We start from the raw sequence: 13,668 nt of genomic DNA on the forward strand, positions 1-13,668 counted from the left end.
TTTGTGACGAAGTTGCGCCACATTTTAGCGCAAGAAGCAAAAACGAATCAGTAACATGCCCCTGCTGCTGCGGGGTCAGGCCGCCGGACTTTACTTCAGAAACGGGAGCAGCCGGGCATAGAAACAGGCGGCATGCTGTACGGCGTCGACACGGACCCACTGCCGTGTCAGTTTGAAGCGGAAACTGCCGACGGTACGCGCCGGATCGCGGTGGGCGTACGTCGATTCGGGGGTATTGAACGTAGCGAGCAGTCCCCGCGCCGCCAGCAGCATGGGGCCGAGTACCCGTGTCATCTCCGCCCGCTCGCCGCGCTGACGGGCCAGACGGTAGGCCGCCATCAGCCCCTCACAGCGGGAGCCGTCATGATAGACATGGTCGCCGAAGCGGTAGTAGAAACCACCGGGATAATCGGGGTAGAGCGCGTCGTCGGGCATATACATGTGCCGGATCATCTGCGCCGCATCGCCATAGACGAAGGCACGGTGCGCGTCCGTCACGATCGCTGCGATCCCGTCCCATGCCTCGATCGCCTGCATCAGCCAGCTGTCGGCCGGCAGCGGTTCGAAAAGGTCTGCATACTTCTCGGGACGGATATGCACGAGGAAATCAAGCGCACGGCGGCTCTGTGCGAGGATGACCGCTTTGAGCCCCTCCGCCGCGTCTGCATGCGCATAAAAGAGGGCCAGCCCGAGCAGCGCCTCGCCCGGGTAGTAAAAAGAGAAGAGCTCACGCTTCGTTTTCGCATCGATATCGACGAGCGGTGCGCCCTTCTGGTGACGCGGGTGACGGTAATACCCGATCATCTCCCCGTCCTCCGTTATACGGCCGAGCAGATGCCGCACCATCCCCTCTGCATAATGGCGGTACCGCTTGTCGCCACTGGCATGTTCGTAGCGCATCAGGGCGGCCAGCCCTATTCCCGCCCCGCCGAGTTTGGACTTCTTGTTATAAAAAGGGTAACACCTATAGCCCTCTTCGCCCTCCTCTTCACGCAGTGTCGTCACAAAGAAGTCGATGGAGCGGCGTGCGGCCGCCAGCAGCCGCTCTTCCCTAAAACGTTCGTACCCTTCGATCAGGGTGATCGTCGCGCCGCTGTGGCGCAGTATGTTGTAATAGCCCGGATTTTTCGGATGCTGAAAGTCGGCCTCGCTGTCCATGATGGGGTCATAGTAGTAGAGGAACCGGCCATCCTCCCGCATATTGTCCGCCAGCCACCCTATGCTCGCCCGCACGACACGCTCCACCCCCGCTGCAGAGAGGTTGAAAGGCGCAGGAATGCCGCGGTACAGCGGCAGGGCCCCCGCTTCGTAAGAGATCACCGCGACGCTTTTGAGCAGGGAGCACTGAAGCGGCAGCGACAGCATGCGCGCGGCACGCGCTTCTTCATCCTCGCCCCGCTCCGCCAGGCCGAACCGCCGGGCGAGAAAATCCAGCAGCTGCGTTACGCTCATGATGCTGTGGGTGACCGCATCCGTCGGCATGACGTAACGCACCTGTCCGTTCCATTCACACCGCAGACCGGTCACACCGGGTTCGAAACGCGCCGGGGAGAGCGCCATCCACGTCAGCGACCGGAGATCGCAGGGGACGGCATCGGTGACCATCTCGACCAGGATCCGGCACGCGGACGGGTCTGCGATGTCAAATGCCTCGAAACCTTTGCGTTTTTTCAGACCTGCGACGGCCCCCAGGAGACTCGCTTCTGCCGAACGGCGCCGCGAACCCCATCGCAGCGGCTTTTTCCCGGGCTGGAAAAGGGTGACATACCATTGCGAGCACCCCGGATCGAACGCGTGTCCGAAGCGCTTCGGGATGCGCAGGGAAACCTCCCCCCCTCCCAGTATTTTACGGATATCCGCGATGAAATGCGTTTCATCCGTTCCGGAGACCGCATGCGGTAGCGTCATTCCGTCTCCTTTATCTGCCTGGCATCAAAACTGTCCGATGTTTTCAGGCCCTTACAAAAATGTGCCCGCGGGCACGCTTTGGTAAGAGCACAGGGGTGCGGGCGTCAACCCGCCCCTGTCAGACGATGCTGTCCGGATCCGGATCAACATCCAGATCGGCCAGATCGCTGTCGTCGAAGAGATCGTAATCCTCCGCGTCCATGGTACCGTGACCGCCGCCGCCCTGTCCCGGGTTGCTGTCGTCATCATGGTCTTCGTCATTGCCGTGACCGTTGTCATGGTCATCGTCGCTGTCGGCATCCGTATCGCTGTCAGAATCCGCGTCGGTATCTGTATCGCTGTCTGTATCAGTATCGGTATCCGTGTCGGAGTCATCATCCGTGTCGGCACCGTGACCGCCGCCGCCCTGTCCCGGGTTACTGTCATCGTCATGATCTTCATCATTGCCGTGACCGTTGTTACCGTCGTCATCCGTATCGGTATCAGTATCTGTGTCAGTGTCGGAGTCATCATCCGTGTCGGCACCATGACCGCCGCCTCCCTGTCCCGGGTTGCTGTCGTCGTCGTGGTCATCGTCGTTGCCGTGACCGTTGTTGCCGTCGTCATCATCGTCGGAATCGTCATCCGTGTCGGCACCGTGACCGCCGCCTCCCTGTCCCGGGTTGCTGTCGTCGTCGTGGTCATCGTCGTTGCCGTGACCGTTGTTGCCGTCGTCATCGTCATCGTCATCGTCATCATCGTCGTCGTCGTCATCATCGTCGTCGTTGTCGTCATCGTTATCGGTGTCGTCATCGTCGTCATTATCGGTATCTGTGTCGGTGTCCGTATCCGTATCAGTGTCCGTATCTGTATCAGTGTCGGTATCAGTGTCCGTATCAGTGTCCGTATCAGTGTCCGTATCAGTGTCGGTATCTGTATCAGCCGCCGGCTGTGCATCCGCCGGATTTCCGAGTTCCGCACTCGCAAAACCGTGTTCGGCACCTTCGGCGGAAGACTGTTCTGCACCGACGTCACCCCGCGCATCGTCACGCTGTTCATACAGAGCACCGTTGCTCAGACCGCTGCCCTGTGCACCACCCTGGCCGGCTGCAGTCGCACCCATCTCACCCATAAGGGCGGTTTCCAGTGCCGTTACGTCGCCGATCAGTGCATCGTTCGCGGCCGTATCGACCGTCACACTGCTGTCGAGGACCACATGCTCATTCGAGCCGATCTCGACGGTGTGCCCGTTATTAAGGCTCAGTGCGATGCCGCCTTCACCTGTAATAACCGTGTCATTCTCATGGATAATATCACCGGAGACGGCAATCTTTTCACTGCCGTTCGGTCCAATCACCTTTACTACGCCTTCTACTGCCGTTACCATTCCGATTGCAGTTGCCATCTCATCTCCTTTGAATGTATCTTAGCTGTATTATAGACATAAAGCCTGTGAGAACTCAATACTACTTTCGTATGAATTTGTTATTATTTGCCGCTATTGACCATAATCGCCAGCTCAAGCCGGCTGGCCACGCCGAGCTTTTCATACACCGTTTTCAGATGCGTCTTGACCGTCTGTTCGGCGATATCCGCCGTCTGGGCGATCTCTTTGTTGCTCATGCCCAGCGCCACCATCTCCGCCAGTTCCCGCTCCCGTGCGGAGAGCGGTTCAAGCGTCTCCTGCCTGCCGGCCGCGATCATACTGTTTTGCCGGATCATCATCTGAATGAACTCCGGATAGAGCCAGATATTACCGCCGACGACGGCCTTGACAGCCTGGTTGATATTGTTGGCGGAGGCATAGGCATTCAGCAGGGCACGCGCGCCCCCTTTGAGTAGCACGATCCCGTCCGAATAGACGGGACTGCTGTTCATTGCCATCACGGCGGTCTTCGTCGACTTGAGATACTGCAGCAGCTCCTCGATCTCGCCGATATGCCCGTCGTAATCAAACAGCACGGCGGCAGGGCGGGCCTCTTCCAGGGCCGCATAAAGCGATCCCAGTTCCTGAAACCCCTGCAGTTTATACAGCCGCGACATGCCGCTTTTCCAATGCTTCAGTACCGAATCGCGCTTCGAATAGAGGTAGAGTCTTTTCATCTTATCGCTCCTTGAAGGCGTTGTCTTTCGTCCGCAGGAGCGGGCGAAGGATATAGTCGAGAATACTTTTCTTGCCGGTAACGATCTCCGCGTTGACGACCATCCCCGGGATCAGCTTCAGCGGATTCTCGACGGTACCGAGGAAGGTCTTGTCCGTTTCGATCCAGACCTGGTAGTAGGTCCTGCCGTCGGCTTCGTTGATGGAGTCGGGGCTGATCCGTACCACCCGGCCGCTCAGCCCCCCGTATATGGAAAAATCGTAGGCCGTAATCTTGATGACGGCACGCTGGTCGGGGTACAAGAAGGCGATATCGCGCGGGTGGACTTTTACTTCCACCAGCAGAGAGTCGCCCGTCGGGAGGATATCCATCAGCTTCATCCCCGGCGTCACGACCCCGCCGATTGTCGTGACGTAGAGGCGTTTAACGATCCCGTCAACCGGGGAGCGCACGAGGGTCCGGCTTACCTGGTCCTCCAGCGCCGTCTGCGACTCTTTGATCCGCTGCATCTGCGCCTCGATGCCGTTGAGCTCCTCCTTGGCCCGGTTCTGGAACGCCAGCTCCGCTTCGTCGCGTTTGCTCTTGGCCTCTTCGATCATCGCCCTTGTCGACGTGATCTGGTGGCGTGTGGCCGTCAACGACTGCTCGACGTTGTTGGCATCGCGCTGCAGTTTGATGAAGTCGACCTCGGGCACGATGCGTTTTTCCACCAGCGGCCGGTTGATATCGATCTCCTTCTGCACCAGGGTCATTTCCGCTTCAAGCTGCGTATAGTGTTCCCGCGCCTCTTTGAGCTCGCTGGTCCGCTGCGCGATCTGTGACTTGAGGATGGCGATGCTCTTCTGGAGCTGCTGCTTGTTGCTCTGGTAAAGGCTGCGCTCCTTCTCTATCAGCACTTTTTGCGCCGGGTCGCTCGTCTCGGGCTCGATAAACGCCGTGCCGTAGGCCTCAGCCCGCAGGCGGATCGCCCGGGCATACAGCTCGTCGTACTCCAGACGATTGCGTTCGACGGTCGAACTGAAAAAAATATCCTGCATCTTCAGAAGCGGTTCGCCTTTCTGGACCAGGTCGCCCTCCTTGATCAGGATCTCCTTGACGATCCCCCCTTCGAGGTTCTGGATCGGTTTGATCTGACTGCTGGGGACGATTTTCCCGTCGCCTTTGACGACCTCGTCGATCATGGCATTGTCCGCCCAAATGATGAAGATCGCCACCGTCAGCAGCATGATCCACAAAAACAGCCGTGAATGCAGCGCCGTGCGCTCCAGGACCGCGGCCGTTCGGCTGTTGAGATACGCGAGCTCTTTTTCCGTAACGGCTTTGGGACGGAGGTCGTTCTTGTTCTCCGGGCGCTTCGGCAACTTGTTGGAGAGCATGGATCCGTTAAGCATGATGCACCTCCGACTTATTCAGGTAGGCGAGGACCTCTTTCTTCGTCCCGTCCATGACCACTTCCCCGCGCTCGAGGAGAATGATGCGGTCGACCAGTTCGAGGACGGCATCTTTATGGGTAACGAAGATGGCCGTTTTCCCCTTGATCTTCTGGGCGATCCCGAGGATAGCGATACGTTCGCTCTCTTCGTCCAGGTGTGAGGTCGGTTCATCGAAGAGGACAAACGTGAAGTTGTCGATCAATGCACGCGCAATCCCGATGGACTGCCGCTGCCCGCCCGAGACGTTCTGTCCCCGCTCCTTGATCTTCATGTTGAAACCGTCGGGGTTCTGGTTGATGTAGCGCAGGGCGCCGCTCAGGCGGGCCGCTTCGACGATCTCGTGCGAGTCGATGCCGGGGTGTTTCAGGGCGATATTCTCCTTGATCGTCCCCTGCAGCAGAATGATCTCCTGCGGTACATAGGCGATCTCTTTACGCAGTTCCGCCGGGGCATACTGGTCCATCTCGACCTCGTCGATGAGGATCATCCCCTCTTTGGGCGCATAAAAGCCCATCAGCAGGTTAATGATGGTCGTTTTACCCGAGCCCATCTCTCCCATTATGGCCACATGCTCGCCGGGCTTGATCGTAAACGAGACGTTGTTCAGGGCATTCCGCGCCGCATCGGGATAGGCGAAATCGACATTGACGAACTCAATGTTCCCTTTAAGATGGCGTGCACTGATAAAATCCCGTTCGGTCGGGTGCTCGATCGCGCTGTCCATCACCTTTTCGATCGCCCGGAATCCTGACCTGGCCTTGTTAAACTGCAAAATCAGCATCACCAGCTTCCCAACCGGGTTGACCGCCCGCGAAGCCAGGATATAGGCGACCAGCAGTCCCCCCGTCGTCAACATCCCCTGATGGATCATATAGACGCTCGCCACGATGACGGCGACCGTCTGCACCCGGATCAGGAAAGCCGTGACCGTCGCAATGGAACCGTTAAGCACACGCGACTTCAGTCCCCGCTGCGCGATCTTGCCGGTCGCTTCCTCCAGTTTCCACTGCATCACGCTGTTGTAGTTGAAGGCCTTGATCGTCTCAATGGCATTGAGGCTTTCGAGCAGAATACTGTTTTTCATCGATGCCGCCTGGTTCGAATTGCGGATGCTCGTTCGGATCGGCCCCTTGATCAGGAACGCATAAAGCACGATCAGCAGGATCGTAAACAGGGGGATATAGACGATATCCCCTGCCACCCAGTAAACCACCAGCAAAAAGAGGATGGAAAAAGGGAGGTCGATCACGGTCGTCACGACCGTAGAAGTCAGAAAATTCCGGATACTCTCATACTGTTTCAGGTCGCTTGAAAACGCCCCGACGGAACCGACCTGTTCGGAGAGCTTCATATCCATCACATGCTCGAAGATCTTCGAGGACATGATGACGTCGCTCTTCTTGGCCGCGATCTCCATGAAGTAGCTGCGCAGGAACCTCAAGAGGGCTTCGAGTACAAAGATCGCGACGACCCCGTAGGTCAGGACCCACAGCGTATCGAGAGCCGAATTCGGGATCACCCGGTCGAAGACGTTGCGCATATACAGCGGCAGTATCAGGATGAAGAGGTTGACCAGGAACGACCCGATCAGGATGTCGCCGTAAATCGCTTTCGTACGCTTGAGCGTACTCCAGAACCAGTGACGGTCATCCTTCTCTGCCTTGTCGTCCTCCTCTTCGACACGGTAGCCGAAGTTCTTTTTCATCAGGAAGCAGTAGCCGAGGTACTCCTCCTCAAGGTGCTCGATGGCAATCCACCCCTCCTGCTCTGGGACCCCCGGGATCAGCACGTTCGCATACTCCATCTCTTTGTCAAACTCGAGCAGGACGCAGGCCCGCTCCTCTTTGAGGACAAGGATGCATGGCAGCAGATGCTGCGCGATCTTGCGCAGCGGTTTTTTCTGGAGGGTGCTGGCGAAACCCGCTTTTTCCGCTGCGCGGCTGAAAAGGGAGCGGGAGCGCTGCGGATCGGGTTCAAAAAGCTTCGGATCCCTCGGATCGACCGGCAGGCCGGCCAGTACCATCTCCTCCGTCACCTCCTGATGATAGAGTTTCGCGACGGCCAGCAGGGCATCAAGCAGCCCGGAACGATTGCGTTCGCCCATTTACGCCGCCCCCTTGGCCGGTTCGCCGATCCAGAAGCCCTGCAGCAAGTCGATCCCGAGCTGGTGCAGACGGTCTGCCGTCTCCTCGCTGTCGACCCCTGTTGCGATCAGTTCGATATCGATCAGGCGGGCGATGGTGAAGAGTGCCGCTTCGCGCTTGCCCTCGGAGCCGACCAGCGAAAGCAGGTAGACCGCATCGATCTTCAGGTAGGAGGGCTTGATCCGCTGCAGGGAGGTCAGCTCTTTTTCCGACTCGACCGTAAAGTGGTCGATACCGAACCGCCATCCCTGCTTCTGCACGAAGGCGGAGAAGGTCGCCGCCGTCTCCGGCTCGGCCATCACCATACTGTTGGAAACCTCGAAGGAGAGCGCCAGCTTATTGGTCTCCCAGCTGCTTTTACGCTCCGCGAGCCACCCCATGGTGGCACTGTGGGCAATGAAATTCCCCGAAACGTTCACCGCGATCTCGCTGGCATGCAGGGTCTCACCGACCTTGTCCAGCACGTAACGGTCAAGTTCCTCCTGCAGTTCAAGGTGCCCGACGACCGGAATGAATGCCCCGGCATTGAGCAGGCTGCCCTCGAGCTCCAGGCGCAGCAGCAGCTCCTGCTGGACCGTCAGCCCGTTACGGGAGACGACCGGCTGGTAGAAGGCAACGAAGTGGTCCAGTTTCATGGCATTGCGCAGATGTTTGCGCCACGCGTCGTGCCCCCATGTGGGGACATTGTCATGCTTGGCACGGTAAAGGAACGGCGCCGTCCCCCGTTCGGCTTCCGCCTGCATCAACGCGTAGTCAAGGTGGCTCAGCAGTTCCGATGCCGCTTCCCCGGCACGGTAAGGCGTCGCCGCGATCGTCACGCAGTAGCCGGCCCCGCGGCAGCTTTCCGCCGCCGAGGTGAGCAGCCCCGTGATTTCGGACTCCTCCAGCGACGGGATAATCAGCATCACATCGAACTCGCGGACGCGGCAGGCGACTCCTTCCTCGACGCCGTTGACGATCCCCCTGGCAATATCACTGATGAATGAGAGCACTTTCTGCAGGACGTAGCCGCCCTCTTCGTGCTTCACCTTGTCGGGGTCGCACAGCTGGAACGCGGCGACATAACCCGAGGAGAAGCGGTCTTCGCCCGAGACGAGGCTGCCGAGTTTCATCATGAAGAAATCCCGGTTTTTGAGGTGGGTCTGCCGGTCCTCATACAGCAGCGTGTTATAGCGGGCGACGGCGTCGGCTTCCTGCTTGTAGACCTCTTTAACCTTGTATACGAGGGTATTGATGGCCTTGACCACGTCACGGATCTCCTTGGTCCTCGGCAGCGAATCCTGGATGATAAACCGGTTGCCAGAGACCGCTTCCGCCTGTTCCCGGACCGCTTCGAGCGAACGCAGTACGACCTTCAGCATAAAGAAGATCCCGGCCATGGCCATCACGCTCAGAATAATGAAACTGGCAATTACCTCTTTGAAAGCATCCCACATCTGGGTATAGGCCTGCCCGCGGTGTCCCTCGATCTGGAGCTGGCCGACGAGCATCCACTCTTTGCCGACGGGCACGGTCGCCGCCGCCGGCGGCAGCGCGATGCTATGCGCAAACCACTCCGGTACGGTGTCCAGGGTCAGCGGCGTATGGCGTTCGTACAGGACTTCGCCGTCCACGTTCCGGTAGATGATCGCCTCGTAAAGCCCGCTGTCGAAGACCGCATTGATCATCGTCTCCGCCATCGCGACATCCTCGCCGTTGCTCGCCTTGCTGATCGCCAGTCCCAGCGACGACGCCGTATTGCGCGCGCTGGTGTAGAGCTGATCCTCGATAAAGCGGACGTTCGTCCGGTAGTTACTGAACATTGTCATCGCCAGCAGGGCGACAACGAGTACCGACATCGCCAGCGTGATCTCTTTGAAGAGTGTCACAATCCCTCCTTTTCAATGCGCTGCAGGAATACAGCCCACTCTTTGTTTCGTGTCGACCCGCCCGCCAGGGTCCTGCCTCTTCCCTTCTGGGTATTCAGAAAGAGGGATTCCGCATTGAAACTGTAGACATAAACCAGGTCTTTGCGTTTCGTTGACGGGAAAATACGGTAATTGAGATTATCCAGGACCAGCGGAACGGCTTTCGGATTTTCATAATAGGTTAGAACCATGTGGGCCTGATTGAGCCTGATCGCTTTGACGTAGGTGAAATAGAGCTTGTACTCGGGAACGCCCAGGCGTTTGAGGGCAAAATACTTAGCAATAACGTAGTCTTCGCAATCTCCCTGGTCACGTGTCAGGAATTCACTCGGGCGCGCCCAGTAATCCTCTACGCCCCAGTTCTCCAGGTCGGAAACGAAACGGACACGATTGAAGAAGTCATTGACCCCCTCAAGCTTTTCCATTTCACTTTTGTTCCGAAGGTCCCGGAGCATTTTGTCCATGGCCTCAAACCGTTTCTTGGCAAAATAATCCTGCTTTGCTGCCTTGGAGGCAGCCAGTGAAGGCTCCACTGCCAACAACGGCGCACCTTTTCCTGCCCAGACGAAAAGAACCAGAAAAAGTGCAAGAAACCTGGGCAAACCAAGTACCACCTTGTTATGTTGTCGCCCGACGCCTACTCGGACGCCGGGACCTTCGTTTCTGCCATGGCGTCGCGTTTCAGCGCCAGAATCTCATCGGGTTTCACTGCCGCGACCAGCGGGAGGTTCCCGACGTTCTCAATGACCCGGTATTCGGACAGCTGCTGATCGTACAGCGCAGAGACATAGGCCTTGCGGGAAGTATAGTACTCGTTCTCGACATCAAGGACGTCCAGCAGTGTCCGGCGTCCGAGGCGGAACTCTTCGAGATACGCCTGGAGGGTCTTCTGCGTGAAGTCGCGGTGATCTTTGAGGTATTCAAGCTGCTCCGCAATCCGTGTTTTTGCCGCCCAGGAGTAGTTAAGGCGTTCGAATACGAGGCGCTGGTTCTCCATCATTTTTTCGGAGGCGTTGAACGCGGACGCCAGCGCTTTATTGCGCCCGGCGACGTCCGAACCGCCGTTATAGAGGTTCCAAGACGCGATCAGCTGGACCGTAAATTCGTTTTCGTCCCCGGAGTTCGTACGCCACGCGTAATCGCCCGTCCTGTCGTTGTTAACATGGGTCTCTTTGACTTCCAGGTCAACGGTCGGATAGTAGTTCGAAGCCGCCTGACGATACGCCGCCTGCGCCGCTTCGATATTTTTGCGGTTGGCCATCAGGGTCGGGTAACGCAGAACCGCCGTTTTTTCCGCCGCTTCGATGCTCTCCGGCAACAGCGAAGCGTTGATGTCCGCTTCCATCATATCGTCGGGGTTGACCGCCTCACCGTAGATGCGCTTGAAGCTTGTCTGAGCATCGTCGTAGTTGTTCATGGCGACCTTGACGTTCGATTCGGCTAGCGCAAGACGTCCGGAAATCTGTTCCATATCCGACTGTGTGCCCGCACCGGCTTCGACGCGCTCTTTGATCATGTCGTAGTAGCGCTGGTGCGTATCACGGTTCTCTACCGTGAGAGCGAGGAGCTGCTTCTGTTTCAGAACGCCCAGGTAGCTCTCGATCATGGAGAGCCCAAGCTGGCTCACCTTTTCCATCAGGGAGTGCTCTGCCGAAAGCAGCCGTGCGTCCTGCTGGGCGACATCATACATCGTTGAAAAGCCCCGGAAGAGGTTTTCGCGCGCCCGGACGAACGCCTCTGTATGCAGGTAGTCATCCTGGTCATTGTTCGGGTCAAACGATCCGACGGAACCTTCATCATGTTTATAACCGACACTGCCCTGGATATCAACCACCGGAAGATAGTCGGCGAACGCAATCGTTTTATCCTCTTCCACCGCGCGGTAATCCTCGATACGCTGCCGGACTTCCGGGTTGGTATCAATGACCGTACGATAGGCTTCCTCTACCGTGAGTCCGTAACCGGACGTCGCCAATAAGAAAGGTAGAATCCCCAATATACCTTTACGTTTCATTGTCAATCCTTTGCACTTGATTTGCCAGTTTTTAAACTGTCCTTATAGGGATTATAGCCCGTTTCAGCCTTATAAGAACATAATGTAATAATTTTTATCTGCGAACTTTCAGGATTAAATAACAGTTTGTATATAATGCCCCCCTATCCCAACCGTGAGGGACCGAAAATGCCCAACAGACTCGCCAACGAAGATTCCCCCTACCTGCAGCAGCACAAGAACAACCCCGTCGACTGGTACCCCTGGTGCGACGAAGCTTTTGCGCGCGCCCGCGAGGAGAACCGTCCCATTTTCATCTCCATCGGCTACAGCAGCTGCCACTGGTGCCACGTCATGGAGCATGAGGTGTTCGAAAACGAAAGCATCGCCGCCTACCTGAACGCACACTTCATCAGCATCAAGGTCGACCGCGAAGAGCGCCCCGACCTCGATAAGTACTACCAGGAGGTCCACCAGCTGCTCAACCGCCGTGCAGGCGGCTGGCCCGCCTCCATCTTCTGTACGCCCGACAACAAACCCTTCTATGCCGGTACCTACATTCCCCCGACCACGCGCGAGCGGATGCTGGGCTTTACGGAACTGACCGAGATCATCGCCACCAAGGTGGCCGAAGGGGACGAAAAGCTCTTCCAGAACGCCGACGAGATCCAGAACTATCTGAAACCCGAAGACCGGCCGAAAGAGGCAACGGTACTGAAGCCCTCCCTGGCTACCGGATTCGTCAAACAGGCGCTGCACAACTTCGAGAGCACGCACGGCGGCTTCTCCCAGCAGCCGAAATTCCCGCACACCTCGACGCTGAATGCCCTGCTCGACATCGTCCTGTTGCAAAACGATGCCGATGCGAAAACGATGGTGACGCAGACCCTCTCGACGATGCACCGCGGGGGGATGTACGACCTCATTGACGGCGGGTTCTGCCGCTACAGCGTCGACCCGGAGTGGCTGGTGCCGCATTTCGAGAAGATGACCTACGACAACGGCCTGCTCTGCGAACTCTATGCCAGGGCCGGGCGGATGCTGGACGATGCGTCCTATACCCGCACGGCCGCGGAGATCGCCGGCTTCATGGCGGCGAAGATGCAGGAGGACGGCCTCTTCTACTCCGCCAGCGACGCCGACAGCGAGGGGGAGGAAGGCACCTACTTCATCGTTGCATACGACGTTGCAAAGTCGGCGCTGATCGAGGAAGGTTTCGCCGGGGATGACGCCGATGCGATCCTGGAGACCCTGCATGTCACGCCGAACGGAAATTTTGAGGGCAAGAACATCCTCTGGCTCTCCGAGCCCCTCGCACGCCCCGAGTGGTTCGCCTCCGTCCGCGACGTCTTCCTCCGCCTGCGTACGGAACGCGAATACCCCTTTATCGACCGTAAGATCCAGACCTCCTGGAACGCCATGATGATCCGTGGACTCTTCGAACTCGGCAAAAGTGACCCCGCCTATATCGAAAAAGCGGTTTCAGCTCTCAAGGCCCTGCAGGACTTCCTGATGCCGGACGGCACGCTCTACCACACCGCCCTCATTCATAGCACGCCGAAAATCGGTGCGTTCCTGGAAGATTACGCCTACCTTGGTACCGCCTTCGTCAAAGCCTACGAAGCGACCTATGACGAAACCTACCTCATGCAGGCACAGCAGATGGCCAACCGCGCGCTGGAGACCCTCTACGACAACGGGCGCTGGTACTTCAGCAAGGGCGAGTTCGTCACCGACGCCGACCCCACTGACAGCTCCTACCCCGGCTCCGTCGGCGTTATGGTCGACCTGCTGCTGAGCCTGGGCATCCTCGTCGAGGAGAAGTACCGCCGCTTCGCCTTCAAAACCCTGGAGTACTACTCCGCCCGCCTGGCGAAAACGCCCATCTACTTCCCCTACCTCTTCAACCAGGCACTGCGCTACCTCTTCGAAGACCTCGTCGTCAAAGCCGATGCCGAACGGCTGGCATCCGCCGCAGGTAACCTCTCGACGGTCACCTACCCCTACCTCCACGTCAAGGCCACCGACGACGATGCTTATATGCTCTGCGGCGTCCAGAGCTGTTTTGCACAGCTCAAGAATGCGGACGAGATCGCCCCAACGATCAAGGAGAAGTTCTCCACAATCTGATAAATTATAAGCGCAAGGGATAGGTAAGCCCTGCGCTATTGCTGTGCGCTCTTACATCATGAAAGCACTTTA

The 13,668-nt window shown here is 57.9% G+C and carries 9 protein-coding genes; 1 reads left to right on the forward strand and 8 read right to left on the reverse strand.

What is annotated here, in order from left to right; genetic code table 11:
• Nucleotides 1-90 precede the first annotated feature (90 nt).
• From WCX18_RS07095 to WCX18_RS07130, 8 genes are all read right to left on the reverse strand, one after another.
• Complete coding sequence (locus tag WCX18_RS07095; protein WP_345986936.1) at nucleotides 91-1,908, reverse strand: protein containing Six-hairpin glycosidase-like domain protein; 1,818 nt, start codon at nucleotides 1,906-1,908, stop codon at nucleotides 91-93.
• A 118-nt stretch (nucleotides 1,909-2,026) separates the two neighbouring features.
• The gene (locus WCX18_RS07100; RefSeq protein ID WP_345986937.1) at nucleotides 2,027-3,292 is read right to left on the reverse strand and encodes a hypothetical protein; all 1,266 of its coding nucleotides are present in this window, start codon (nucleotides 3,290-3,292) and stop codon (nucleotides 2,027-2,029) included.
• Between the two features lie 83 nt (nucleotides 3,293-3,375).
• Nucleotides 3,376-3,990, reverse strand: coding sequence for a response regulator transcription factor (locus WCX18_RS07105; RefSeq protein ID WP_345986938.1), 615 nt, complete (start codon nucleotides 3,988-3,990; stop codon nucleotides 3,376-3,378).
• Between the two features lies 1 nt (nucleotide 3,991).
• On the reverse strand, nucleotides 3,992-5,380 hold the full coding sequence (locus tag WCX18_RS07110; protein ID WP_345986939.1) for an HlyD family type I secretion periplasmic adaptor subunit: 1,389 nt from the start codon (nucleotides 5,378-5,380) through the stop codon (nucleotides 3,992-3,994).
• Entirely contained in the window at nucleotides 5,373-7,526 is a 2,154-nt protein-coding gene (locus WCX18_RS07115; RefSeq protein WP_345986940.1) for a type I secretion system permease/ATPase, read from the reverse strand. Before WCX18_RS07115 ends, WCX18_RS07110 begins: the two co-directional genes overlap by 8 nt.
• Entirely contained in the window at nucleotides 7,527-9,434 is a 1,908-nt protein-coding gene (locus tag WCX18_RS07120; protein WP_345986941.1) for an EAL domain-containing protein, read from the reverse strand. It abuts the gene before it with no gap.
• On the reverse strand, nucleotides 9,431-10,006 hold the full coding sequence (locus WCX18_RS07125) for a transglutaminase-like cysteine peptidase (protein ID WP_345990778.1): 576 nt from the start codon (nucleotides 10,004-10,006) through the stop codon (nucleotides 9,431-9,433). The genes WCX18_RS07120 and WCX18_RS07125 overlap by 4 nt, the downstream gene beginning before the upstream one ends.
• 104 nt (nucleotides 10,007-10,110) lie before the next feature.
• Entirely contained in the window at nucleotides 10,111-11,487 is a 1,377-nt protein-coding gene (locus tag WCX18_RS07130) for a TolC family outer membrane protein (RefSeq protein WP_345986942.1), read from the reverse strand.
• Nucleotides 11,488-11,655: 168 nt separating this feature from the next.
• Between WCX18_RS07130 and WCX18_RS07135 the strand changes: the two genes are divergently transcribed.
• Nucleotides 11,656-13,596 (forward strand): thioredoxin domain-containing protein, encoded by a 1,941-nt coding sequence (locus WCX18_RS07135; protein WP_345986943.1) that lies wholly within the window; start codon nucleotides 11,656-11,658, stop codon nucleotides 13,594-13,596.
• The last annotated feature ends 72 nt before the right edge of the window (nucleotides 13,597-13,668 follow it).

Origin of the sequence: Sulfurimonas sp. HSL1-2 (assembly GCF_039645565.1) — a bacterium.
Lineage (GTDB): Bacteria > Campylobacterota > Campylobacteria > Campylobacterales > Sulfurimonadaceae > Thiomicrolovo > Thiomicrolovo zhangzhouensis.